The sequence below is a fragment of the Rhodanobacter sp. UC4443_H10 genome (assembly GCF_052978325.1).
This window is the reverse complement of sequence record NZ_CM129668.1, coordinates 2,847,470-2,871,173: the sequence shown is the minus strand read 5'-3', so window position 1 is coordinate 2,871,173 and position 23,704 is coordinate 2,847,470. Positions and strand designations below refer to the sequence as shown.

Genomic DNA, 23,704 nt, shown 5'->3' with positions numbered 1-23,704 from the left:
TGGAGAGAGTGCCGGGATGAGCCTGGCCTCGCCGTGCAGCTAATTGCTTCTGGCATCTTTCTCGTGGCGCCTTTCCCTTGCCTCCGACGCCGTTGCCATGGGCATTTACCGCTTTGCTACGCCCATGTGATTCATCAAGTCGGCAAGTTGCGGCACTCGCTCCCTAGCTTCGTCCAGCGCGCCGCGGCTGAGTAGCCGCTCCATCCATTCAGGCTCATGCGCCTGGACTCCAGTGCGCGCCTGGAACTTCTGCTTCATGTATCGGGTATCGCCTTCGGCTTCGGCACCGAGGATTTGTAACAGCCATGCTTCCAGGCAGGGGCTTGCTTCGATCACGCTTATCGGATGTTTGCCGACGCGGGTTTTTTGCGCTCGTGCACGTAGCTGGTCGTCCCAGTCTTGATCTGCATCCAGCAACAGAACCATCTTGTCGTAGGTACGGTTGTTCCTCGCGCGGCGCAATCCAGTTTCCAATACATGCTTGCCACCCTTGCCTTGAGCATTGTGTTCCTGCACGGCACGCCCCAGTGCGTCGGCATAAGTGCGCTTCACAAAGCGGACGAACGCGATCTCGGCATCGCCTTCGCAGACAATGAGCAGGGTTTCCCTGACTGCGCGCATCTTGGCCAGCGCTGGCGTCATAGTTGCGGCACCGCTCCATAGGCGCCGCTCATGTATTTCGCATACAGATTGTCCTGACTTCGCACGCCAGTCATCGTGTCCAATCGCCAGGCTTCACTTTCGCAATCCTTCTTCTCGACAAGAACGACCTGCGATTTGCCAAGCAGGCCCATCACCTCAATAGAATGGCTGGTGAAGATGATTTGCGCGTTGTGTGGATTGGTATGCGGGCTGGCAAAGAGAGCAAGCAAAGGCTCAATCATGTGCGGGTGCATGTCGCTCTCCAGCTCGTCGATCACGGCGATGCCACCACCGTCCAGCACGCTCAACAAATACCAGAGCTGCGTGAATGCCGTCCGCGTGCCGCTGGATTCTTCTATCATTTGCAGTTCATGCTTGGAACCGTCTTTCAAGGTATGGACGCCAAGAACCTGATACTGCGACGGCAACTTCGTGCCGTCCGGAAGCTTCATGTCCGGTGGCGCGGTCATATCCAGTTTCCTGATCTCCACGCCGGACAGGCCGAGATCCAGATTGTGCAGCAGGGTTTCCATCTGCTTCTTCAACGCGACATTTCCATGGAAGAAGATGGATGCATTGATGAAACCTAGATGAGGGTCTACGCGACCAATCTGCATGATGTTGCTGGCGACATTCGCGCCGATCAGGTGCTGCGCGACCTCCACACCATACTGCGCCGCCGTTGAAATCAGCGAGGCGTTCGGGCGAACCTTTTTCGCCTCGGCAGGGTTGAGGTCGAAACCATTCTGCGCAATGACGTATTCCTTCGCAGCCTCGTCCCAATCCCGCTCGAACACATAAGAAAACTTCGCGCGCTTCTTGTTTGCGCGCTTGTAAACGGCCTCGTGCAACACGCGTTCCTGCGTCGCCTTCAACACATAGCGCCAAAGCGTGCCGTCCAGGTCATCAGCCTCAACCTCGAACTCAACCGGCTCGTTCGTGGTGGAGAAATGCGGCTTGATCGGTATTTGCGCGCCAGGCGTGCTTTGCAGGAACGAGTGCTTGATGAACCAGCTCAGAAACGCCACAGGCTTGATCAGCGAAGTCTTGCCCGCGCCATTGGCACCAATGACAGCCAAGGCCGTGGCGAGACGCTGGCCGGTCGGCGAAGGTACGTCCCAGCCGTGCGAACTGGCCTTTTGAGTCAGGGCGAAGGACACCTCGGTTCGCTCCCTGAACGAGAGGAAGTTCTTGAACGCAAAGGAGTGAAGCATGGGCAGGCCCGCCGAAATGGCCATCAATTGGCCGCGAAACTCACTTTAAGACAAAATGCTGTCTATTTTCAAGTTTCTCTTCAAGATCTGGGACTGAAATAGGCCGTTACTGCCCCCAGTGCTCGACCTCCTCCCATCAAACGAGTGCCATCCATAGAGCCTCGCTTACGCTTGCTATCGCAAGCTGCGCCCAGCGCGAACGAGGAGGCGGCTACGGCACCCGCTTCAACGCCAGCACCGCGTTCAACCCGCCGAATGCGAACGAGTTGCTGAGCACCGCCCGCACCGGCATCTCGCGCGCCACGTTCGGCACATAGTCGAGATCGCAGGCGGAGTCGACCTGGTCGAGGTTGGCGGTGGGCGGCACCACGCCATCGCGCAGTGCGCCGATGGCGGCGATCAGTTCCAGTGCGCCGGAGGCGCCGAGGGCGTGGCCGTGCATGGACTTGGTGGAGGACACCGCGAGGCGGTCGGCGTGTTCGCCGAAGGCGAGGCGGATCGCCTTGGTCTCGGTGACGTCGTTGGCCTGGGTGCCGGTGCCGTGGGCGTTGATGTAGTCGACGTCCTGCGGCGCGAGGCCGGCGTCGTCCAGTGCCTGGCGCATCGCGTTCGCGGCGCCTTCGGCGCTGGGCATCACGATGTCGCTGGCGTCGGCGGTCATGCCGCTGCCGGCCAGTTCCGCGAGGATGGTGGCGCCGCGCGAGCGCGCATGTTCCAGCGATTCCAGCACGAAGATGGCGGCGCCCTCGCCCAGCACCAGGCCGCGCCGGTTGGCGCTGAACGGGCGGCAGGTGTCGTCGGCCAGCACGCGCATGGCTTCCCACGCGCGCAGCGCGCCGTAGGTGAGGCAGGCCTCGGTGCCGCCGGTGACGGCGGCGTCGGCCATGCCACAGCGGATCATCTGCGCGGCCTGGATGATCGCGTGGTTGGCCGAGGCGCAGGCGCTGGCCACGGCGAAGGTGGGGCCGCGCAAACCCCAGGCGATGCTGATCTGGCTGGCCGAGGCGTTGGTCATCAGCCGCACGATGGTGAGCGGGTGCGCGCGCTGGGCGTTCTCGCCGTACAGGCGCCGGCTCTGCTCGTCCTGGGTGGTCTCGCCGCCGACGCCGGTGCCGACGACCACCGCGGTGCGCAGGCCGAGCCCGCGATTGGCGAACTCCAGCCCGGATTGCGCCACCGCCTCGCGCGCGGCGTGCAGCGCGAATTCCGAGGTGCGGTCGAGCGTGGGCAGGATGCGCTCGTCGAGATTGGCCGCCGGATCGAAGCTGGCGGGTACCTGCGCGGCGACCTTCACGCGCAGCCGTTCGGCGTCGGGGTGGCGCAGCGGACCGATCGCGCTGCGCCCTTCGCGCAGGCCTTGCCACAGCGCCGCGGCGCCGACGCCGAGCGGGCTGATCGCGCCCATGCCGGTGATCACCACGCGGCGCAGCGGCAGAGCTTGCATCAGGCGGCTCCTTCACCGGCGCCGGCCCTGTCGGCCAGCGCCTTGTCCACCGCGTCGACCAGGCTCTGCGCGGTGTCGCGGTCGAAGTTGGCGCCCTGCTGGTCGGGGAAGTTGATGTTGAAGTGCTCCTCGATGTCGAAGATCAACTCGATCGCCTCCAGCGAGGCGATGCCCAGGTCCTTCAGGGTGGAGTCGGGTTTCACGTTGGCGACGTCGGTCTTGGCCTGTTTGGCGATGATCTCGAACACTTGCTGCTGGGTGGTGGCATTCATGGCATGTCCCGGGTGGCAGGCGGCAATGGAAGGCTGGCGCAAGGTGGCTGACGCAAGCTGACGGCCCCAGTCTAGGCACGCTCGCTTACTCATGCCTTTCATTGCGCAACTGGAGCCGGAGGCGCTGCTGGCGGCGTTCACGGCCGAACCGCCGGCCGGTTTCGCGGTGGACCGCTCGCCGCAGGGCATGCCGGCCTTCGTGGCGCCGTTCGACCTGCTGACCACCGCCGACGACGCGCTGCGCCGCCGCGTGGCCGCGCTGCCGCTGTACCGCCACTGGCGGGCGCTGCTGCGCTGGCGCACACGCTTCGCCGGCAGCACCGTGACCGAGTACGCGCCGTTGCCGCCGGGGGTGGCGCCCGCGGCGCTGGCGCAGGGCCTGAAGGCCGCCTTCGGGCGCCAGTGCCGGCTGCTGATCGTGAAGGACATCGCGCACGACTCGCCCTTGCTCGGCGACGCCGACAACGCGTATGCGCACGCCTTCGCCGGCGCCTGCGCGGCCGCGGGTTTCGTGCTGCTGGAGGGCCAGGCGCTGGCCTGGGTGCCGATCGACTTCGACTCGGAGGACGAGTACCTGGCGCGCCTGTCGCACGGCCGGCGGAAGAACATCCGGCGCAAACTGCGTGCGCGGGCCGCGCTGGAGGTCGAGGCGGTGCCGACCGGCGACGCGCGCTTTCGCGACGAGGCGACGCTGGCGGCGTTCCACGCGCTGTTCGACAACGTCTACGCGCAAAGCACGATCCACTTCGACCGACCCACCGCGGCCTTCTTCCGCACCCTGCTGCAGGATGCCGCCAGCGGCGGCGTGGTGTTCGTCTACCGCCACGGAGGCGCGATGATCGGCTGGAACCTCTGCTACGAACACGCCGGCAAGCTGATCGACAAGTACGTCGGTTTTGCCTATCCGCAGGCGCGCGAGCACAACCTGTACTTCGTCAGCTGGATGCACAACCTCGAGCACGCGCGCCAGCGCGGGCTGACGCATTACGTGGCCGGCTGGACCGATCCGGAAGTGAAAGCCTTTCTCGGCGCGCGGATGAGCTTCACCCGCCACGCGGTGTACGCGCGCAACCCGCTGCTGCGCGCCTTGCTGCGCCGCCTCGGCGGTCATTTCGAAAGCGACCGCCAGTGGCGGGAGGCGAGTGCCGATGAGTGAGCTTTCGAACCAGCCGATCGTGCTGGACATCGACCACTCCGTCGGCCCCCTGCGCGACCGGCTGGTGCTGCCGCTGGAACGCTGGCAGGAGTCGATCCGCTTCGGCTGTTCGCTGGCGACGATGCGGCGCTTCGCGCGCGTGCTCGACGAGCTGTTGCCGACGAGCCACGGCACCGTGTTCACCGGCAGCGGCGACTTCCACCACCTGAGCTGGCCGCTGATCGCGCGCCTGCGCGGCAACGCGCCGTTCCAGGTGGTGGTGCTGGACAACCACCCGGACAACATGCGCTTCCCGTTCGGCGTCCATTGCGGTTCGTGGGTGCGCCGCGTGGCGCTGCTGCCGCAGGTGAGCCACGTGCACGTGCTCGGCATCACCTCCGCCGACATCGGCGCCGGGCATGCGTGGGAGAACTACCTGACGCCATTGCGGCGCGGCAGGCTGAGCTACTGGAGCATCGGCGTGGATACCGGCTGGTCGCGGCGACTCGGGCTGGCGCCGGCGTTCCATGGCTTCGACACGGCGGAGGCCATGCTCGATGCCTTCGTCGAAAGCCAGCGTGCCCACACGCTGCCGAGCTACCTGTCGATCGACAAGGACGTGTTCGCACCCGAGGTGGCGCGCACGAACTGGGACCAGGGCCGGCTGCAACTCGACCACGCGCTGGCGCTGGTCGGCAGCCTGCGTCGCGGCCTGGTCGGCAGCGACATCAACGGCGAGATCTCGCACTACCACTATCGCAGCTGGTGGAAGCGCAAGCTCTCCGCGATGGACGCGCAGCCGGCGGTCGACCCCGCGCAGCTCGCCGGCTGGCAGGCGCAGCAGCATGCGCTGAACGTGCAGTTGCTGGCGGCGATCGCGAACCTGCCGATGGCGTCATTCCCGCGAAAGCGGGAATGACGACGGGAGCGCCATCGTCAGCGTCTCAGCGCAGCACCGCCTCCAGCACGCCGCAGATCGCCTCGAAATCCGCCGCGTCCATCCACGGGCTGTTGCCGACCGTGAGGCTGCGCGCGGCGAAGTCGCGCGCGCGCGGCACATCCGCGGCAGGAACCACGCCGGCGAGGTAGGGGTAGTCGGGCAGGGCGTGGATGAACAGGCGGCTGACGCCGAGGCCGCTTTGCCACAGTTGCGCCAGCGCGGCATCGCGGCGGCGCTGGTCGGGCAGCAGCAGCAGGAAGAACGGCCAGGTGCCGCGGGCGTGCGGCGGGTCATCCAGCACCTGCACGCCGGGGATGTCGCGCAGTCGCGACAGCCGGCGTTGCGCCTGCGCGGCGGTGTGCGCCAGGAACGCCGGCAGGCGCGCAGCGGCATGCGCGCCCACCGCCTGCCGCCAGCGGCCGACGCGATGCAGCGGGATCGTCGGCGGGAAATCGTCGCCCACCGCGGCGATCTCGTCACCGCGGCGCAGCGCGCGGCGCAAGGGATTGCCATAGGCCAGCCGCAACCCCCATGGCCGGTACAGCGCGGCGTAGCCGAACAGTTCGAAACACCGGCGCCATTCCCAGCCGGACTGCCGCGGCACGCACGCCGCCGCATCGGCCAGCCGCTCGCGCAGCGCGGGATCGCGCGCGGTGAGCAGGCCGCCTTCGTAGATCGACAGACCCTTGCCGGCGGCCAGGCTGAAGAAGCCCACGTCACCGGCCAGGCCCACGCTGGCGCCGTCGCGGCGGGCACCCAGCGCCTGCGCGGCGTCCTCGATCACGTAGGCGCCGACCTCGTGCGCGACGGCGAGCGCGGCGTCGACGTCGGCGACGCGGCCGCCGAGATGGGTCGGCACGATCGCCAGCGTGCGTTCGTCGCAGGCGGCACGCAGCGCGGCCGGGTCCAGGTCATGGTGGCCGGGCGCGAGATCGCACAATTGCAGTTCCAGTCCCGCCTGCCGCACGGCGATCGCCACCAGCGGGCAAGTGAAGGCCGGCACCACCACGCGACGGCGTTGCGGCTGCAGTTCACGCAGCGTGGCAAGCGCAAGCAGAAGTGCGGCGGTGCCGGAGCAGGTCAGTGACAGCGGCGGCAAGCCCAGCAGCGCGGCGACGTCGGCGGCCAGCGTCGGCGCACCGGGGCGCAGGTCGGCCAGCTGCAGCGGCAGGCCGGCGGTGGGCGGCAATTCGTGGCGGCGGCGGGGCAGCATGGGCAGCGCGTGGCCTGCGTTCAGATGACGGCCGCTTCCGGCGCGTGCTCGCGGCTCTCGGCCAGCCCGAGGCAGACGATGCCGGCGAGGACCGCGATCGCGCCAAGCACGCGGGCGGCGGTGAGGTGTTCGTCGAACAGCCACACCGACAGCAGCATCACCGAGACCACTTCCAGGTGCGAGGCGGCGAAGGCCGGGCCGATCGGCGCGTGTTTCAGCAGCGCCATCCAGGTGAAGAACGCACCGACGTAGCCGACCACCGCGCCGTACACCCACGGCTGGCCGAACACGCGCAGCAGCCACGCCAGGCTCGCCTCCACCGGCAGCGCCTGGGTGCCGGCATACTTGAAGCTGATCTGCGCGAGGGTGTCGAAGCCCATCAGCAGCAGGAAGCCGAACAGGTAGAAGCGCTTCATGCGCCCAGTCCCACGATCGCCACGCCCAGCGTGACCAGCGCGATGCCGGCCACGCGCAGCCGGGTGAGTCTCTCGCCGAACAGGAAGCGCCCGGCCAGCATGATCGCCACGATGTTGATCGAGCCGAGCAGCACGCCCTCGGACAGCGGGATCAGCGACAGGAAGGCGATCCACACCAGGAACTCGGCCACGTAGCTGCCGATGCCGAGCCACAGCCACGGCCGCGACGCCATGTACTTCCAGCGCGCCAGGCCGTCGCCGGCCGTCGGGTCGCCCGCCGCCGCCTTGAACGCCAGCTGGCCGCCGGTGTCGAGCACGATGTTGAGCAGCCAGAGACTGGCGACGAGGGGAGAGATGGCGCCCGCCGCCGGCATGGTCAGGCGGCCGCGCGCGATGCGGCGATGCCGTCGAAGAACGCCGCCGAACGCTCGATCAGGGTGCGCCGCTGCTTGTCGATGGTGATCATGTGGTAGCTGTCGTCGAGCAGCAGCAGCTCGGTCGGCGCGCTGACCGCGCGCACCACCAGCTCGGCGTTCTTCGGGCTGGCCACGTCGTCGTCGCTGGCGTGGGCGACCAGGCACGGCGCGGTCACCTGCGGCAGCTGGCGGCGCACGCTGGCGGCCAGGCCGTACATCTCCGCCAGCGAGTACCACGGGTTGCCGGGCAGGCCCGCGGCGGCGCTGTCGCCGCCGAGCATCGCCGCGCTGACCTGGGCGCGCAGGCGCTCGTCGCGAATGCCGTAGGGCGGCTGCTCCATGAAGCTGCGGCCGCGGCCGATGCCCAGTTTCTTCAGCAGCGGCAGCATGAACGACAGCCGAGCCAGCGGCGGAATGCTCCAGCCGTCGTAGCGGAAGGTGGCGCCGTACACGCCCACGCCGGCGACCTGCCCCGGACGATCGGCGGCCAGTTTCAACGCCAGCAGCGCGCCCATCGACAGGCCGCCGACGAACAGCTGATCGACCTTGCCGAGCAGGTCGTCGGCGGCCTGCTGCACGCTGGCGTACCAGTCGTGCCAGCCGGTGGCGAGCAGGTCGTCGGCGCTGCCGCAATGCCCGGCCAGCTGCATGCCGTGCACGGTGAAGCCGGCGCGGTTCAGGCCCTTGCCGAGCAGCTTCATTTCCATCGGCGTGCCGGTGAGGCCGTGGATCAGCAGCACGCCGCGGCGGCCACCCTCGAGGAAGAAGTCGGTTTGCTGGATCACGCGCAGGCCTGGCGGGACGGAATCGTGGCGGTTTGCCGCCAGCATGATCGCCGGGGGCGGTTTCCTCAGTCTTTCGCCGCACCGGCGGGCTTGTCGAAACGCACCACCACGCGCTGGCCGATGCGCAGCGACGACGGCTGGTCGAAGGTCAGCACGCACTCCACGGTGCGTGCGTTGGCGCGCACCTGCGGGTCGTTCTCCAGCGTGGCCGGGCCGTACACCTGGCCGATGCGCAGCACGTGCGCGGCCCAGTGGCTTCCGTCGCGGTCGCTGTCGGCGCTGACCTCGGCCGGCATGCCGGGGTGGACCGCGCCGACGAAGCTGTCGTTGAGCTCGGCGCGCACGATGCGCGGCTTGTCCGGCAGCAGGGTGAACAGCGCGCCGGAGCCCGGCGACACGCTCGCCCCGGGCTGCGCCGCCACGTGCACCACCTGGGCGTCGAACGGGGCGTGCAGGCTGCGCTGCTGCAACTCATAGCGGGCCTCCTGCAGCTTCTGCGTGGCCATGTCCTGCGCGGCGCGCGCGGCCAGTTGCTCGGCGTCGAGCTGGGCCGCCGCCTCGCGCGCATCGTCGGCGCTCTGGCCGTCGCCGGCGCCGGCAGCCGCGGCGGCGGCCAGGCGCTGCGCGCGCTGCCGCGCCGCCTGCTGCTTGACGCCGAGCAGCTTGAGCTGGGCCTGCGCCTGCTCCAGTTGCGCCTGTGCGGCGTCCACCGCCAGCTGCGCCGGGTGCGTATCCAGTGCGGCCAGCAACTGGCCCCGCTTCACGCGGTCGCCCTCGTGCGCCGCCACCGTGGCGAGCACGCCTTCGCGCGGCATCGACAGTTCCAGCAGGCCACCCTGGATGTCGATCCGGCCACGCGCCACCGCGGCGTAACGGGCGACCGGTGCGGCGGCGCCGGCCGGCGCGTCGCCCGGCTGCGAGCAGCCGCCGAGCAGCCCGGCGACGCCCAGCGCGAGGATGCCAAACCGGAGCGCGCGGCGGTGCGGGGAATGCGGTGCGAGCGAGGTCATGGGGCGGGTTCCTGGGGATCGATGGCCGGTGCCGCGGGGCGCCGGTCGCTGAGGATGCGGCCGTCCTCCATCGCCAGCACGCGGTCGGCGTGGACGACCAGCCGCGGGTCGTGGCTGACGCACAGCACGGTGGTGCCGTGGGCGTGCGCGATGCGATGCAGGATGTCGATGATGACCTGGCCGTTGGCGGCATCCAGCGCGCTGGTCGGCTCGTCGGCGAACAGCAGCTCCGGCTGCTTGGCCAATGCGCGGGCGATCGCCACGCGCTGCTTCTCGCCGCCGGACAGTTCGGACGGACGCAGCCGCATGCGATGCGCCAGCCCGACCTCCTCCAGCGATTGCCGCGCGCGCCGGCGCGCCTCGTCGCGCGACAGGCCCATGTGGTTCAGCGGCAGCTCGACCTGCTCGAACGCATTCAACGCGGGGAACAGGTTGAAGCCCTGGAACACGAAGCCGGTGTGCTGCAGGCGGAAGCGCTCGAGTGCGCGCAGGTCGAGCTGGCCCAGCTCGCTGCCGAGCGCGCGCACGCGGCCGCCGTCCACCTTCTGCAGGCCGCTGAGCACCGCCAGCAAGGTGCTCTTGCCGCAGCCGGACGGGCCGGAGATCAACGTGAGTTCGCCGGCATGGATGCTCAGCGACAGGCCGTCCAGCACCTGCGTGCGCTGGTTGCCGGAGACGAACGCCTTGCTGACGTTGTCGGCCTGCAGCGACGGCACGCGCGCGGTTTCGGTGGTGGCGGGCATCGCGCTCATCGCAGCAGGTTGGCCGGATCGGCGCGGCGCAGGCTGCGCATCGCGGCCAGCCCGGACACGGCGGCCAGCCCCATCACCAGCACGATGCAGCCCAGCGCCGCCGCCACGTTGAGCACCACCGGCACGTCCTGGCTGCGCGCCAGCAGCATCAGCACGATGCCCAGCACGCTGGCGCCGAGCAGGCCCAGCGCGCCGACCCAGAACGCCTGCTCCAGCACCACCTTGCGCAGCGCGCCGACGCCCACGCCGAGCGCGTTGAGCGTGGCGTACTCGCGCACCGAGCCGTTGACCGCGGCGATCAGGGTCTGGCTGGTGATCACGGTGCCGACCAGGAACACGATGCCGGCCAGGAACAGCACGCCGGCGCCGGCGCCGGTGTCGAACAGCCAGTAGCGCACCGAGCGCTTGGCGAAATCGCGCGCGCTCCAGGCGGTGTACGGGCCGAACGCGGTGGCGCCGCGCAGGCGCGCGGCCACCGCCTCGGCCTGCGCCGGATCGCGCAGCTTCGCCACCAGGTAGGTCGGGCCGGTGTCGGTGGGATCGTTGTCGAGCTCGCGCGCGGTTTCCAGCGAACACAGCACGTTGACCCCGCCCAGCGCGCGCAGCCCGCTGCCGATGCCCACCACGCGCACCCGGTGGCCGTTGATGGTGGCGCTCTGGCCGACGTCCACGCCGAGCTGGTCCAGCGCGGAGCGGTCGATGACGATGGCATCGGGTTCGGCCAGCCGTGCGCGCAACGCGGGCGGCAGCACCTTCGCGAACATCAGGCCGTCGGCGGCCGGGTCGATGCCGGAGACGAACACCGAGACGCCGCCGGTCTCGCGCGGCCCGCGCCAGTCGCCATCGACCCACAGGTACGGCTCGACCCGCTGCACCTGCGGGTCCATCTGCAGGTGCGAGGCCACGTCCGCGTCGATCGCGCGGCCGAGCCCGACGCTCTGCGTGCCGGGATAACCCACCCAGACCTCGGCCGCCGAACCGGTGACGTACACACTGGTGCTGCCGAAGATGCCCAGCACCAGCGCGATCTGCAGCAGTTGCAGCAGGCCGGCGAAGCCGACCGCCAGCATCGCCGGCAGGAACCGGCGCCATTCGTAGACCAGCGTCTTGCGCGCGAGGGCGACCATCAGCGCGGCGCCGCTGCACTGGCCGCGGCGGTCGGCGCCGTCGTTGCCGCCGGAGGCGGCGCGCCGCCGAGCGCCTTGAACAAGGCCACGTAGGCCAGAGCGCGGGCGGCCCGCGCGTCGTCCAGTTCCAGCGCCGCCTGGGTCGCGGCGATGCGGCTGTCGATCTGCTGCAGCGGGCTGTCCAGGTGCAGCGCGACGCGCTGGCGCAGCACCTGGTCGGCGTGTTGCAACGCCTGCCACGCGGCCTGGTCGTGGCGCTCGCGCTCGCTCTGCTGGTGCAGGCTGCCGAGCGCCGTCTCCACCTCGGCCACGCCCTGCAGCACCGCCTGCCGATAGGCCAGCACGCTGGCCTTGAGCTGGTGCGCGCTGGCGTGGTGCGCCGCCACCCGCATGCCCCAGTCGAACAGCGGGATGCTGATGATCGGGCCGAGCGAGGCGATCGCGTTGGGAGTGGTGGAGAAGCGGTGGTTGTTGTTGATGTCGGTGGCCCACACCAGCGAGCCGCCGATGCCGATGCTGGGGAACATGTCGGCGTGGGCCAGCGCCAGTTCGCCGGCGGCGCGCAGCACGTCGGCCTCGGCGCGGGCGATTTCCGGGCGCGTGCGCAGCAGGTCGGCCGGGGTGGCGCCGAGCCGCCACGCACCCAGTTCGGGTGGCGGCGCGGGCTGCAGCCAGGCCGGATCGGGTTGCTCGCGACCGAGCAGCACGGCCAGCCGCTGGGCGCTGGCGTCGATCGCCTGACGCGGCGCCGCCAGCGCGGCCTCGGCTTGCGCGCTGGCGGCCGCGGCCTGATCCACCGCGGCGGGTGCGGCCAGTTGCAGGCGCTGGCGTGCCTGCAGCAACTGCCAGGCGCGCGCGCGCTCGGCGGCCACCTGCTGCAGCCCTTGCTCCTGTCGTTGCGCGGTGCGCAGGCCGATCCATTCGCGCACCACCTCGGCGACCAGGCTGACCCGCGCCGCGCGCAGGTCGGCGACACCGGCGTCCAGCTCGCCCTGCGCCACGCGGCGACTGCCCTCGGCGCGGCCGAACAGGCCCAGTTCCCAGCTGGCATCGAAGCCGGCGACGAAGAACGAGGCGCTGGCGTCCGGGTCGACCGCGTCGCCGGTGCGTGCGGAAAGGCCGGGCCGGTAGCGATCGGTCGCGTGCCGGCGCAGGATGCGCACCGCGCGCAGGCGCTCGACCGCCTGCGCCACGTCGAGGTTGTCGGCCAGCGCGCGCTCGACCAGCGCATCGAGCGCCGGATCGTGGAACGCATGCCACCAGAGCGCCGGGTCGGTCGCCGCCGCCGGCGCGGAGGCGGTCGCATGCCGCCACTGGGCGGACTGCGGCGGTGCCAGCTTCGGCAGCGGTTCGGCGCAGCCGGCCAATGCGCACAGCAGCAGCGCGCACAGCAGCGGGCGGAGGCGCCTGCACGGGCCGGATGCAGCGGGGTTCAGGCGGGCGAACTCGGCGGGCATGTTCCATGGCGGCGGGCCGCGCAGGACGTGCGCGGGCGCCGGGGCAGAAGTCGGAGCCCCATTGTGGTGTGCGAATCTTTCGCCGGCCTTATCGCCCGCGGCGCCGGCCACGGCGGTGTTCATGGCGGCGCGCCCACCGCGGCGGGCGGCGGCGGAAAGTGCACGGCCACCTGCAGGCCGTGCGGCTCGATGTTGCGGAAGAGCAGCTCGGCACCATGGCGGCCGGCGATGTGCTGCACGATGGCCAGGCCCAGCCCGCTGCCGGGCTCGGCGCTGGCGCCGACGCGAAAGAAGCGTTCGCTCAGGCGCGGCAGCAGGTCCGGCGGCACGCCCGGGCCGTTGTCCTCGACCAGCAGGCTGGCGCCGCCGTCGTCGCGCGCGCGCAGTCGCACGGTGATCTCGCTGCCGCGGCCGGCGTAGCGCACCGCGTTGTCGATCAGGTTGTCGAGCAGATCCTGCACGCCGGCGGGTTCGCCGAGCACCCACAACGGCGCCGTGCCGCCCTCGTAGCCGAGGTCGATGCCCGCGCGGATCGCCTCGTGCACGCGCTGGGCGACCATCTCGGGCACCCGCCGGGCCAGGTCGATCAGGCGCTGCTCGCCACCCTCCGGCGGCGCCGCCTGCGCGCGGGTCAGCGCCAGCAATTGCGAGGCGGTGCGCGCGGCGCGCCGGGTCAACCGCTGGATATGGGCGAGCGCGTCGGCCTGGTTCGCCGGGCTGGGATCGGCCAGCGCGCGGTCGGCGTGCAGGCTCAGGCCGGCCAGCGGCGTGCGCAGCTGGTGCGCGGCATCGGCGATGAAGCGGTCGTGCAGCGCCAGCATGTCGCGCAGGCGGCCGAACAGCGCGTCGATGGTGCGCGTGAGCGGCTGGATCTCCTGCGGCACGTCCGGGCCGTCGATCGGGGTGAGCTCGCTGGAACGGGCGGCCAGCCGCGCGGTCAGCGGATCGAGCACGCGCAGGCCGCGACGCACGCCGAACCAGACCAGCGACAGCACGCAGGCGATCAGCAGGGTCTGCATCACCACCGCCAGCAACAGGATCTCGCGGGCCTGTTCGCGACGATCGTGCAGCGTCTCGGCCACGGTCACGGTGAGCTGGCCGGCGGCATCGCCCGGCATGTCTTCGCGCACGGTGGCCGCTCGCAGCGCGTGGCCGTCCAGGCGGGTGTCGTACAACGCGGGAACGCCTTCGGCGGGCGGCGTCGGTGGCGCGGCCAGCCGGTCGTCGCCGGCGAGCAGGCCCTGGCTGGAACTGCGCACGCTGAAGTAGCTGCGCCCGTCCGGATCGTATTCGAGCAGGAAGCGCGCCTGCCGCGACAGCCGGCCGCCCAGCGGGTTGCTTTGCAGCAGCTTGGCGAGGGTGCGCGCATCGTCGGCGAGGTCGCGGTCGTGCACCCGGTTGGCGTAGCCCAGCGCCACGCCGTAGCTCAGCAGCGCATCAAGCAGCAGCAGCGTCGCCATCGGGATCAGCAGGAACACCAGCAGTCGCCGACGCAGGCTGGGGCGCGCGGGCGCGGGGCGTTTCATGCGGCGCCGCCGGCGTCGGCCAGCTCCTCCAGCAGATAGCCGAGGCCGCGGATGGTGCGCACGCCGGTGCCGCTGCCGTCCAGCTTGCGGCGCAGGCGATGGATGGCGATGTCCAGCCCGTTGTCGGTCAGCTCCTGGTCCCAGTCGCACAGCGCCTCGATCAGTTGCGCGCGACTGGTGACGCGATCGGCGCGCAGCGCCAGCGCTTCGAGCAGGCCGAACTCGCGCGCGGTCAACTCCAGCGGCCGGCGATCGACCCAGGCGCGGTGGCCGGGCAGGTCCAGCCGCAGCCGGCCCAGTTGCAGTTCCGGCTTGCCCTGGCTGCTGGCCCGGCGCAGCAAGGCGCGCACGCGCGCCTCGAACTCGCTCAGCGCGAACGGCTTGACCAGGTAGTCGTCGGCGCCGAGGTCGAGCACGCGGATGCGTTCGGCCAGGCCGTCGCGCGCGGTCACCACCAGCACCGGCAGGCCCTTGCCGCGGCGGCGCAGGCGCTGCAGCACCTCGCTGCCATCCAGCCCCGGCAGGCCCAGGTCCAGCACCAGCAGGTCGTAGCCGTGATCGCGCAGCGCGGCGTCGGCCTGGCTGCCGTCCGCCACGTGGTCGACGGCGTGGCCGCCCTGGCGCAGCGAGGCGCGGATGCCCTCGGCGATGGAGGGATCGTCTTCCACCAGCAGGATGCGCATGGAGACTCCGGTACGGGGAGAACGCGGCAACACGACGCCCGGTTGCCATTCTGGCGCGCAATTCGCCAGGTCGTGCGGCTCGTTGACCACGCCGGCGGCGCGAGGTTCACGCCGGCGCGATTTCAGTCCGCCACGTGGAAGCGCACGGCGCTGAAGGCGCCGTCGCGGGTCAGGGCGGTGACGGTGTGCGGGCCGGGCCGGCGAAGTACCAGGGTTTGGGCGGCGGCGCCCACGCTGCTGCCTTGCAGGCGGCCATCGAGCAGCCACTGCACGTCGCCTTCGGCACCGAGCGCGCGCAGGGTCACGCGCAGCGGCTGGTCGCTGTTCGGCGCGCGGCGCAGGGTGACGCCGCTGGCCAGGCCGGTGATGCGGATCGGCATGGCGCGGTCCAGCGAATCGGGTGCGCAGCCGGGGGCGAGCGGCGGCAGCGCCGCGGCGGCGCGGTCGTCGACGCGGAGCCACGGCGTGGCCAGCGCGGGCCAGCGCGCGAGCTGGATCGTGCGTTCGTGCGCGGCGTGGCAGGCGCCGCTGAGGCGCTGGCCTTTCGCATTGACGCGCAAGCGGAGCAGGCCGGCGGACCACGCGCCGAGATCGCGTTCGGCGAAGGTGGGCGGCAAGGCGGCGTCGAGCACCCAGGCGGTGCGGCGCTGGCGGCACAGGTCGGGCGGGGTGTTCTCCGCCGCGCCGCCCAGCGGCCAGCAGATGTCGCGCCGGCTGACGCTGGCCGGCTGCGCACGCGCGTGGCCGCCGCGCGAGGGCAGCATGTCGACGATCTGGAACAGCAGCGGCAAGGCGGTCACCGCGCCGTACTGGCCCGGCGACGGCGTGCCGTCCGGGCGGCCGATCCACACGCCGACGGTCCAGCGGTCGGTGACGCCGATCGACCAGGCGTCGCGGTAGCCGTAGCTGGTGCCGGTCTTCCACGCCACCGTGGCGTGCCGGTTGATCGCGCCGGCGAGCGGGCCGCCCTCGACGTCGGCCGGGTTGCTGGCGAGGATGTCGCGGATGATCCACGCCGCGCCGGGCGACAGCAGCCGGCGCGCTCGCGCCGGTTGTTCCGTGGTGTAGCGCGGCGTGCCGGCGATGCCGCCGTTGGCGAACGCGGTGTACGCGCCGACCAGGTTCTCCAGCCGCGTGGACGCGCCGCCGAGGATGATCGACAGGTTCGGTTGCGCCCCCGCAGGCAGGCCGAGGTCGACCCCGCCATTGGCCAGCCGCGCCACGAAGCGGTTCGGCCCGACCCGATCCAGCACGTCCACCGCCGGCACGTTGAGCGAGCGCTGCAGCGCCTCGGCGGCGCTGACCGGGCCGGAGAACGCCTCGTCGAAATTGCCCGGCTTGTAGCCGCCGAAATCCTGCGGCGCGTCGACCAGCAGGCTCTGCGAGTGGATCAGGCCGTCGTCCAGCGCCAGGCCGTACAGGAACGGCTTCAGCGTCGAGCCGGGCGAGCGCGGCGCGTTCACCATGTCGATGTAGCCATGCCGCTGCGGATCGGCGAAGTCGCTGGTGCCGACGTAGATGCGCGCCTCCAGCGTCGCGTTGTCGACCACCAGCAGCGCCGCCGACGTGTGTGCCGGCAGGCGTGCGAGATACGCACTGACCCGGTCCTCGGCCGCGCGCTGCAGGTTCGCGTCGATGGTGCTGGCGATGCGCCGCGCCTGCGGTTGCTGCCGGTGCAGGCGTTCGGCCAGCAAGGCCGCGGACAACGGCGCGCGCAGCGAACGCGCCACCACCGGTTCGATCGCCGCGTCGCGCACCTGCGCCGCGCTCCACACGCCGAGGTCGCGCATGCGGCGCAGCACCTTGTCGCGCGCGGCGCGCGCCGCCTCGGGGTGGCGGTCCGGCCGCAGCCGGCTCGGCGATTGCGGCAGTACCGCGAGCAGCGCCGCCTCGGCGTGCGACAGCCGGCTGGCCGGCTTGCCCAGGTACGCCCACGAGGCCGCCTCGACACCTTCGATCGGACCGCCGAACGGCGCGTGGTTGAGGTACAGGTCGAGGATCTGCGACTTGCTCAGGTGCACTTCCAGCTGCAGCGCGCGGAAGATCTGCACCAGCTTGCCGCGGAAGCTGTGCGGGATCGGTTCGATGATCCGCGCCACCTGCATGGTCAGCGTCGAACCGCCCGAAACGATGCGGCCATGGCGCAGGCCGCCGGCGAGACCGCGCAGCAAGGCGTAGGGATTGACGCCGGGATGGCGGTAGAACCAGCGGTCCTCGTAGGTGAGCAATGCCTTGAGATAAAGCGGCGAGACCTGCTTCGCCGTGGTCGGGTAACGCCACACGCCGTCGCTGTCGGCAAACGCGCGCAGCGGCGTGCCGTCGCGCGCCAGCACCACGGTGCTGCCGGTGTCGGGGGCGGGCAGGCGCAACGGGAACAGACGGTCGAGGGCGAAGGCGACGAGCAGCAGCACGGCCACGGCGATGCCGCTGGCGTGCAGCCAGCGCCATGCGCGGGAACCGGTTGTGGAAACTGGAGTGTTCATGCGCCCTTTGTTGTAGGAGCCCGCTGGCGGGCGATGCTCTTGTCTTGAATTTCCGAACCGGACATCAGAGCAAGGGCATCGCCCGCCAGCGGGCTCCTACACACACATATGCATGCGCGGTGGCGTTACGGTTCGACCACGGTGATCTTCGCGGGCTCGACCTTGCCGATGCCGCGCACCGCCGGGCGATACATGTCCTCGACCAGCGGCGGCGGCACGGTGTAGGTGCCCGGCGTCACCGCGCGCACCAGGTAGAACACGCGGGCCTTGTCGCCGCGGCTGAGGTTCAGCGCGGCGGCGTAGCGGTCGTCGCGGTACTCCTCGTGCACGATCTGCGCGGCGGCGGCGTGCTGGTCCAGCTCGATGCCGTCGACCACCACGCCGGACCACGACTGCGCGCCGCCGAGGTTGAGGTTCTCCACTTCCAGGCCGCCCGGCAGCAGGTCGGTGACCAGGGCGTCGGGAACGTTCATGCGCGCCTCGATGCTCAGTTCGACGATCAGCGTGTCGCCCTCCTTCAGCTGGCTGCCGCTCCACGGCTTGCCGTCGGTGGTGAAGTAGCTGCGCCGCACGTCGATCTGGCTGTCGTCGGCCGGCGGTGCCTGCCGTGGGATGCCGGCGACGTCGAGCGTGGCGAAGATCGCCGCGTCGCTGGTCGGCTGCACGCTGACCCCGGCGTTGAGCTCGGCCACGCTGAGCGCGCGGCTCCACACGCGCTGGTCCGGGGCAGATTCGGTCTTGCCGTTCACCGTGAGCGTGGCGGCCAGCGGCGCATTGCTTTTCGCATCGAATGCCGCCGCCACGCGGGCGATCGCCGCCTGCTCCTGCGTGCTCAGGTACGACCACGACCAGCGGTAATCCTTGTCCTGCTGCTGGCGCTGGCGCACGTTCGCGCTAGCGTTGCGCGCCCAGTCGACCAGCCTGGCGTCGTAGGCGGGCTTGCTCATGCCGTAGGTGTGGGTGAGCGCGACCATCAGCGCCAGGTCGCGCAGGTCAGAGCCGTAGTCGCCGACGTACCACGGGCGCTCCTTGCTCCACGCGAACGCCTCGTCCACGGCTTTCTGCGCGCGCTCGGTGTCGCCCATCAGCTTCAGCGCGATGCCCAGGTGCACCAGCGGCAGCGGCGCGACCAGCTTCTGCCGTTCGTTGTCGAAGATCGCGCGCAGCGTGCCCAGCGGCGCGCGGTTGACGCGGGCCAGCACGAAGCCGGAATACGCCTCGTCGGCGAGGCGCAGGTGATCGTGCTGCTCGTACTCGTAGTACGGGTGGCCGCCGGCGAGCAGGTCGTCGTTGAGCCGCTGCAGCGCTTTCTGCAGCACGTCCTGCGGCACCGCAAAGCCGGCGTCGCGCGCGTCCAGCATGAAGTCGACCACGTACGGCGTGGTGAAGGTGACGATCGGACTGCTGCCGCCCCAGAAGCTGAAGTGGCCGTTGCTGGCCTGGAACGAGGCGATCCGCGACAGTGCGCCGTCCACCGCGGCCTTGCGCACGTCGTCGCTCATCACTTGCGCACCCAGCGCCTTGGCCGTGGGGCCGTCCAGGATCAGCGCGGCGTAGCCCTTGCTGGTGGTCTGCTCGATGCAGCCGTACGGGTAGCGCAGCATGTCGCGCAGCGCGGCCGCATACGGCAGCGGCGGCAAGGTGCTCAGGGTGATCCGCGCGTTCACCGTGGCCGGCAGCAGGCCGGCGATCGCGGCGGCGCCGAGGTGCTCGGGCTTGCCCGCCTCCAGCGCCATGGGCGTGGTGCTTACCGTTTCCGGCCAGGCCGGGCGCACCGCAAATTCGAAGTGGCGGTCCACGCTGTAATCGTTGAGCTCGGCGTGGATGTCCACCGTCGCCACCGCGGCGCCCGCGCCGGCGGTGACCGGCATGTGCAGGGTGGTGCCGGCGCCGTCCTTCAGCGACACGCTTTGCGCAGCCTTGTCCACCGTGATCGGGCCGCCGCCCTTGACGCTCACTTTCGCGGTGCCGTCCTTGCCGGACAGGTTCTTCAGATCGAGGCTGATCATCGCCTGGTCGCCGGCCGCCATCACCCGCGGCGTGCTCGGCTCGACCACCAGCGGCGCGCGCACGGTGACCGCGCCGTCGGCGTTGCCGTAGCGGCTGTCGGTGTACGCCAGCGCGGCCAGGCGCAGGCTGCCGTTGAAGTCGGGTACGTCGACGTGCAGCGTGGCCCTGCCCTGCGCGTCGAACGCCACCGGGCCGGTGAACAGGTCGACGATCTGCACCTTCGGGTTGAGCCGGGTGGCCTTCGGCAACGCCGCACCGCTCATGTCGCCGCCGTAGCGCAGTTTCGCCTCGGCGCCGTCCATCGCCTCGATGATGCGGCTGTACAGGTCGTACGCATCCACGCTCAAGGCACGTTTGGCGAACAGCCACGCCCACGCGTCGGGCACCGGGTAGTCGGTGATGTTGAGCACGCCCTGGTCGACCGCGGACAGCGTGACGAAGGCCTTCTGCCCGGCCAGACCGGTGGCCTGCACGCCGACCTTTAGCGGATTGCCTGGACGCATCAGCGCGGGCGCGTCGAGCTTCAGCGGGATGCGCCGGTCGTTGCGGTCCATCGCCACGTATTCCACGCCCATCGCGCGCGCCGGCGTGGTGTGCTCGGCGGCCTCGCCGCCGCGGAACACCAGCGCCGTCACGTAGACGTCGTGGCGCTCCCACTCCTTGGTCACCGGGATCTCGAAGGTGGCACCGGCTTTCGCGTCGATGTTCTTCGTGTAGAGCAGGTGGTCCGATTCCACCAGCAGCACGCCGGGGCCGTCGTGCGGCGGCGTCACGCTGACCTTCATGATGTCGCCGGCGCGGTAGCGCGCCTTGTCCAGCTGCAGCTTGACCTTGTCCGGGCGCGCTTCCTTGCCCAGGTTCTCGTCGTCCCAGCTGTAGCCGGCGAAGAACGGGAACACCGTGGTGAGTTTGGTGGCCGGGTCGTACACCTCGACGCGGTAGCTGCCCCACTGCACCGGGAATTCCACCTGGGCCGACTTGCCGGCGGCGACGTCGACGTCCTTTTCCTCGATCAGCTGCAGGCGCTGGTTCGCATTCGACTGCCAGCCGCCGTCGCGCTCGTACAGCCAGTAGAAATCGCGCAGTTCACGCTGCAGGCGCACTTTCAGGTGGCTGCCTGCGACCAACTCGCCGTCCGCGTTCGCGCGCACGATCTCGAAACCGACCGGGCTTTCGCTCTCCGCGCCCTGCTTCGGATCGAACAGCGGGCGCACGCCGACCAGCGCGTCGGCCGGCCAGTAGGTGCGCTTGAGCAGCCGCGTCACCGCGCGGCCGCCGCTCTCGTACACGCTGCCGGACAGCGTCACCGCCAGCGGCGCGACCGGTTTCACGTCATCGGGCAGCGCCACGTCCTGCTCCAGCACGCCTTGCGCGTCGAGCTTCGCATCGACCACGTCGTCGGCGCTCTTCGGCAACTCGACCAGCGGGTTGCCGAAGAAGGTGTCCTTCATCTTCTCCAGCGGATGCACGTCCGGCGCCACCAGCAGTTTCGCGGTGAAGCGGTTGCCGTCGGCCGGCGCGCCGTACAGGTAGCTGGAGGCGACCTTCAGCTTCAGCGGCTCGCCCGGCGCCAGTCGCGCCTGCGGGCTGGACAGATCCACCTTGAGCCGCTCGGGCAGGAACTCCTCGACGTGGAACGGGAACGCCTGCACGGTCTCCTTGGCCGAAGGATCGAGGCGGAACTCCAGTTGCCACAGCCCGGTCGGCGCGTCGGCCGGGATCGCCTGGCTCAGCTCGAAGTAGTTGAGCTGCTGCGGCTCCAGCCGCTGTTCCACCAGGGTGCGGCCGTCCGGCTGCTTCACCCGCACGAACAGCGACTGCGCCTTCATCGGCTTGCCGTCGTCGTCGCGCAGCAGCGCCGAGGCGCGCAGCGTCTCGCCGGGACGGTACAGGTCGCGGCCGGACCAGGCGTACACCTCGAACGGTGCCTGCTTGCGGCCGCTGATGTCGAAATTGGACACGTCCAGCGCGGGCCGGTTGAACGGCAGCACCGAGACGTCCTTGCCGTGGCGCGCCACCAGCACGTCGGAGGCCCTGACCTTGTACGCGAGCAGCGCATTGCCGTCGGCGCCGGTGGTGGCCTTGAGCTTGCTGCGCCCGGCCGCGTCGCGGATCTCGATGTCCACCGCATTCACCGGCGTGCCGTCGCGCAGCGAGGCCACGTGCAGCAGCACGTTGTCGCGGTACACGCGCAGGTGCAGGCCGAGGTCGCTGACGAAGAAGGTGGCGGTGTCGTAGCCGTCCTTGAACGTGCCGCCGGCCTTGACCACCGCCATGTATACGCCCGGCTGCGCCAGTTCCCTGATGTTCTGCACCGGCAGATAGGTCACGGTGCGCTCGTTCGGCTCGCCGCCCAGGGTGTAGTGGTTGGCGTAGACCGAATCGGCGATCCCGGTGATCGGCATGCGGCTGCGCCGCTCGTCGCCCTCGCCGCAGCTGTTGTAGTAGGCCACGTCGTGGTCGAGTTCGTAGCTGTCGCGATGGCCGTTGCGCGGGTAGCTGCAGAACAAGTCCGACAGCGCGTCCTCGCGCACGCGGAAGAATTCCACGTCGGCGTCGTGCACGTTCATCGACACCAGCGGCAGGCCGCGGGTGCCGCGCGCCGGCAGCACGCTGCCGTGCGAGGCGAAGCCGACTGCCGCCGGCAGGTTGCCGGAGTACACGTCGTGCTTCACCTCGTGGCCGAGGGTGCGGCCGTCGGCGGCGAGCAGGCCGGCCTTCAGCTGCACCGCGTAGCGCGTGTTCGCCTGCACGAACGGGAAGTTCAGCGTCTTGCCGTCGTTGTCGAGGCTCCAGCTGCCGCTGACCACCTCGCCGTTCGGGCCGGTCACCGCGATCAGCGTGTCGAACGCCTGCGCCGAGGCCAGCGCGGCGTTGAAGCGCAGGGTCAGCGCGGTGCGCGAGTCGCTGCTGCGGGAGCTGGCCGAAAGCAGGGCGAAGCTGGTTGCGGCCGGCGCCGGCGCCGCCGAGGCGGCCGTGCCCGGCGCACCCTGCAGCGTCGGCGGATGGCCGTCATGGCCGCGCCCGCAGGCGACCAGCAACAGGCCCGACAACAGGACTGGCCATACCCGCGCAAAGCGCGCAAACGATCGTGCGTACATGGTGGTCTCTCCCTGAGATTGGATCGAAGTATCGCCGCCATTCATGGCGGGCCGATGGCACGGATCGGGCACGCGCGTTTTCTCAACGAGGCAACTGCCGACCCAGCCAGTCGCCCAGTTGCATCAGCACCTGGCCGCGGCCCGGTTCGGTTTCGTTGAACAGCTCGTGGTACAGCGAGGCGAAGAAGCGCGTGGTCAGTTGGCCGCTCGATGCCGCCGCCCTGGCGAAGGCACGGCTGCCGGCGGGGTCGACCAGTGCGTCGCTCTCGGCCACCAGCAGCAGGGTGGGCACGGCCAGCTCGGCGGCATCGGCGATGCAGGCGGCGCCTTCGCGGAAGATGAAATCGGCCAGCCGCGGGGTGATCCAGCCGTGGCGCAGCGGATCGGCGCGGTAGTCGGCGGCTACCTGCGGATCGTGCGACAGCTTGCCGGCATCCAGCCCGTTGCGCAGCGGCAGGTTCGGCAGCCAGCGGCCGAGTATCGCGGCCAGCCGGATCATCTGCGGCGATTCGTGAGTGCGCAGGGCCGGCGAGGACAGCACCAGCGCCGGCGGCGCCAGCGCGCCGTCGAGCACGGCTCGCGCGGCCACCAGACCGCCCATGCTGTGGCCGAGCAGCAGCGGCTGGTGCGGCGTGGCGCGCGCGTACTCCTGATAGACCGCCGCCAGGTCCGCCAGCAGGTCGTCGCGATGGCGCAGCGCGCCGCGCCGCCCGGGCGACTGCCCGTGGCCACGCTGGTCGTAGCCGCGCACGGCATAGCCGCGCTGGTTGAACCACGCGGCGACGCGATCATAACGGCCGCTGTGTTCGCCCAGGCCATGCACGAACAGCACGGCCCCGCGCGCCCCCTGTCGCGGCCAGTCGCGCAACAGCAGGCGCTGGCCATCGGCCATGGTCTGCCAGCTGGTGACTCCGGTTTCCTCGCTCCGCGAATCCGATGGCGCCTGCACCGCTTCCTCCCGTTCGATCACCGTCCTGCAGCGCCTCCACGCGATGCGCCGATGGAGCGCGAATACTGACATGCCGGCGCCGACCGCGCACCGCTGCGCGCCGGTTGCGACGGCAGCCGCGGCCCCCAT

19 protein-coding genes are annotated in these 23,704 nt (G+C 70.6%); 2 read left to right on the top strand and 17 right to left on the bottom strand.

Translation table 11 applies throughout. The features are described from left to right. Positions 1-105: 105 nt before the first annotated feature. From ACVCMB_RS13020 to ACVCMB_RS13005, 4 genes are all read right to left on the bottom strand, one after another. Positions 106-642, bottom strand: coding sequence for an RloB domain-containing protein (locus ACVCMB_RS13020; RefSeq protein WP_447105321.1), 537 nt, complete (start codon positions 640-642; stop codon positions 106-108). Further along, on the bottom strand, positions 639-1,880 hold the full coding sequence (locus tag ACVCMB_RS13015; protein WP_447105320.1) for an AAA family ATPase: 1,242 nt from the start codon (positions 1,878-1,880) through the stop codon (positions 639-641). The genes ACVCMB_RS13020 and ACVCMB_RS13015 overlap by 4 nt, the downstream gene beginning before the upstream one ends. A gap of 187 nt (positions 1,881-2,067) precedes the next feature. After that, complete coding sequence (locus tag ACVCMB_RS13010; protein ID WP_447105319.1) at positions 2,068-3,300, bottom strand: beta-ketoacyl-[acyl-carrier-protein] synthase family protein; 1,233 nt, start codon at positions 3,298-3,300, stop codon at positions 2,068-2,070. Then, positions 3,300-3,572 carry an acyl carrier protein gene (locus ACVCMB_RS13005; RefSeq protein ID WP_136257697.1) on the bottom strand — a complete coding sequence of 91 codons (273 nt, stop codon included), beginning with the start codon at positions 3,570-3,572 and terminating at the stop codon, positions 3,300-3,302. Before ACVCMB_RS13005 ends, ACVCMB_RS13010 begins: the two co-directional genes overlap by 1 nt. A 91-nt stretch (positions 3,573-3,663) precedes the next feature. Between ACVCMB_RS13005 and ACVCMB_RS13000 the strand changes: the two genes are divergently transcribed. Then, complete coding sequence (locus ACVCMB_RS13000; protein WP_447105318.1) at positions 3,664-4,728, top strand: GNAT family N-acetyltransferase; 1,065 nt, start codon at positions 3,664-3,666, stop codon at positions 4,726-4,728. Beyond that, complete coding sequence (locus tag ACVCMB_RS12995; RefSeq protein ID WP_447105317.1) at positions 4,721-5,626, top strand: hypothetical protein; 906 nt, start codon at positions 4,721-4,723, stop codon at positions 5,624-5,626. Before ACVCMB_RS13000 ends, ACVCMB_RS12995 begins: the two co-directional genes overlap by 8 nt. Positions 5,627-5,651: 25 nt before the next feature. On the opposite strand, the gene ACVCMB_RS12990 is transcribed toward ACVCMB_RS12995, so the two are convergent. The 13 genes from ACVCMB_RS12990 to ACVCMB_RS12930 form a co-directional block, all read right to left on the bottom strand. Then, positions 5,652-6,860, bottom strand: coding sequence for a DegT/DnrJ/EryC1/StrS family aminotransferase (locus ACVCMB_RS12990; RefSeq protein WP_447105316.1), 1,209 nt, complete (start codon positions 6,858-6,860; stop codon positions 5,652-5,654). A gap of 20 nt (positions 6,861-6,880) precedes the next feature. After that, positions 6,881-7,276, bottom strand: a complete 396-nt coding sequence (locus ACVCMB_RS12985; protein ID WP_447105315.1) for a DMT family transporter — start codon at positions 7,274-7,276, stop codon at positions 6,881-6,883. Continuing rightward, the gene (locus tag ACVCMB_RS12980; RefSeq protein WP_136257702.1) at positions 7,273-7,650 is read right to left on the bottom strand and encodes an EamA family transporter; all 378 of its coding nucleotides are present in this window, start codon (positions 7,648-7,650) and stop codon (positions 7,273-7,275) included. Before ACVCMB_RS12980 ends, ACVCMB_RS12985 begins: the two co-directional genes overlap by 4 nt. 2 nt (positions 7,651-7,652) lie before the next feature. Beyond that, positions 7,653-8,477, bottom strand: a complete 825-nt coding sequence (locus tag ACVCMB_RS12975) for an alpha/beta hydrolase (protein WP_136257703.1) — start codon at positions 8,475-8,477, stop codon at positions 7,653-7,655. Between the two features lie 65 nt (positions 8,478-8,542). Next, positions 8,543-9,487, bottom strand: a complete 945-nt coding sequence (locus tag ACVCMB_RS12970; RefSeq protein ID WP_447105314.1) for an efflux RND transporter periplasmic adaptor subunit — start codon at positions 9,485-9,487, stop codon at positions 8,543-8,545. After that, the gene (locus ACVCMB_RS12965) at positions 9,484-10,230 is read right to left on the bottom strand and encodes an ABC transporter ATP-binding protein (RefSeq protein WP_136257705.1); all 747 of its coding nucleotides are present in this window, start codon (positions 10,228-10,230) and stop codon (positions 9,484-9,486) included. Before ACVCMB_RS12965 ends, ACVCMB_RS12970 begins: the two co-directional genes overlap by 4 nt. A gap of 5 nt (positions 10,231-10,235) precedes the next feature. Continuing rightward, the gene (locus tag ACVCMB_RS12960) at positions 10,236-11,366 is read right to left on the bottom strand and encodes an ABC transporter permease (RefSeq protein ID WP_136257706.1); all 1,131 of its coding nucleotides are present in this window, start codon (positions 11,364-11,366) and stop codon (positions 10,236-10,238) included. Then, a complete protein-coding gene (locus ACVCMB_RS12955) occupies positions 11,366-12,823 on the bottom strand; it encodes a TolC family protein (protein ID WP_447105313.1) in 1,458 nt (485 codons plus the stop codon). Before ACVCMB_RS12955 ends, ACVCMB_RS12960 begins: the two co-directional genes overlap by 1 nt. Before the next feature lie 119 nt (positions 12,824-12,942). Next, complete coding sequence (locus ACVCMB_RS12950) at positions 12,943-14,349, bottom strand: sensor histidine kinase N-terminal domain-containing protein (protein ID WP_447105312.1); 1,407 nt, start codon at positions 14,347-14,349, stop codon at positions 12,943-12,945. Further along, positions 14,346-15,032 (bottom strand): response regulator, encoded by a 687-nt coding sequence (locus tag ACVCMB_RS12945; RefSeq protein ID WP_395120916.1) that lies wholly within the window; start codon positions 15,030-15,032, stop codon positions 14,346-14,348. The genes ACVCMB_RS12950 and ACVCMB_RS12945 overlap by 4 nt, the downstream gene beginning before the upstream one ends. 122 nt (positions 15,033-15,154) lie before the next feature. Further along, positions 15,155-17,515 carry a penicillin-binding protein 1C gene (gene pbpC / locus ACVCMB_RS12940; protein WP_447105311.1) on the bottom strand — a complete coding sequence of 787 codons (2,361 nt, stop codon included), beginning with the start codon at positions 17,513-17,515 and terminating at the stop codon, positions 15,155-15,157. Positions 17,516-17,640: 125 nt separating this feature from the next. Beyond that, positions 17,641-22,626: an alpha-2-macroglobulin family protein gene (locus tag ACVCMB_RS12935; protein ID WP_447105310.1), complete on the bottom strand. Its 4,986-nt coding sequence runs from the start codon at positions 22,624-22,626 to the stop codon at positions 17,641-17,643. Between the two features lie 82 nt (positions 22,627-22,708). After that, a complete protein-coding gene (locus tag ACVCMB_RS12930) occupies positions 22,709-23,518 on the bottom strand; it encodes an alpha/beta hydrolase (RefSeq protein ID WP_395121310.1) in 810 nt (269 codons plus the stop codon). Positions 23,519-23,704 lie beyond the last annotated feature (186 nt).

Bases quoted from the DNA above. Each gene is read 5' to 3' on its own strand.
- ACVCMB_RS13020 (WP_447105321.1), bottom strand. From the start codon at position 642: ATGACGCCAGCGCTGGCCAAGATGCGCGCAGTCAGGGAAACCCTGCTC.
- ACVCMB_RS13015 (WP_447105320.1), bottom strand. From the start codon at position 1,880: ATGGCCATTTCGGCGGGCCTGCCCATGCTTCACTCCTTTGCGTTCAAG.
- ACVCMB_RS13010 (WP_447105319.1), bottom strand. From the start codon at position 3,300: ATGCAAGCTCTGCCGCTGCGCCGCGTGGTGATCACCGGCATGGGCGCG.
- ACVCMB_RS13005 (WP_136257697.1), bottom strand. From the start codon at position 3,572: ATGAATGCCACCACCCAGCAGCAAGTGTTCGAGATCATCGCCAAACAG.
- ACVCMB_RS13000 (WP_447105318.1), top strand. From the start codon at position 3,664: ATGCCTTTCATTGCGCAACTGGAGCCGGAGGCGCTGCTGGCGGCGTTC.
- ACVCMB_RS12995 (WP_447105317.1), top strand. From the start codon at position 4,721: ATGAGTGAGCTTTCGAACCAGCCGATCGTGCTGGACATCGACCACTCC.
- ACVCMB_RS12990 (WP_447105316.1), bottom strand. From the start codon at position 6,860: ATGCTGCCCCGCCGCCGCCACGAATTGCCGCCCACCGCCGGCCTGCCG.
- ACVCMB_RS12985 (WP_447105315.1), bottom strand. From the start codon at position 7,276: ATGAAGCGCTTCTACCTGTTCGGCTTCCTGCTGCTGATGGGCTTCGAC.
- ACVCMB_RS12980 (WP_136257702.1), bottom strand. From the start codon at position 7,650: ATGCCGGCGGCGGGCGCCATCTCTCCCCTCGTCGCCAGTCTCTGGCTG.
- ACVCMB_RS12970 (WP_447105314.1), bottom strand. From the start codon at position 9,487: ATGACCTCGCTCGCACCGCATTCCCCGCACCGCCGCGCGCTCCGGTTT.
- ACVCMB_RS12965 (WP_136257705.1), bottom strand. From the start codon at position 10,230: ATGCCCGCCACCACCGAAACCGCGCGCGTGCCGTCGCTGCAGGCCGAC.
- ACVCMB_RS12960 (WP_136257706.1), bottom strand. From the start codon at position 11,366: ATGGTCGCCCTCGCGCGCAAGACGCTGGTCTACGAATGGCGCCGGTTC.
- ACVCMB_RS12955 (WP_447105313.1), bottom strand. From the start codon at position 12,823: ATGCCCGCCGAGTTCGCCCGCCTGAACCCCGCTGCATCCGGCCCGTGC.
- ACVCMB_RS12950 (WP_447105312.1), bottom strand. From the start codon at position 14,349: ATGAAACGCCCCGCGCCCGCGCGCCCCAGCCTGCGTCGGCGACTGCTG.
- ACVCMB_RS12945 (WP_395120916.1), bottom strand. From the start codon at position 15,032: ATGCGCATCCTGCTGGTGGAAGACGATCCCTCCATCGCCGAGGGCATC.
- pbpC (WP_447105311.1), bottom strand. From the start codon at position 17,515: ATGAACACTCCAGTTTCCACAACCGGTTCCCGCGCATGGCGCTGGCTG.
- ACVCMB_RS12935 (WP_447105310.1), bottom strand. From the start codon at position 22,626: ATGTACGCACGATCGTTTGCGCGCTTTGCGCGGGTATGGCCAGTCCTG.
- ACVCMB_RS12930 (WP_395121310.1), bottom strand. From the start codon at position 23,518: ATGGCCGATGGCCAGCGCCTGCTGTTGCGCGACTGGCCGCGACAGGGG.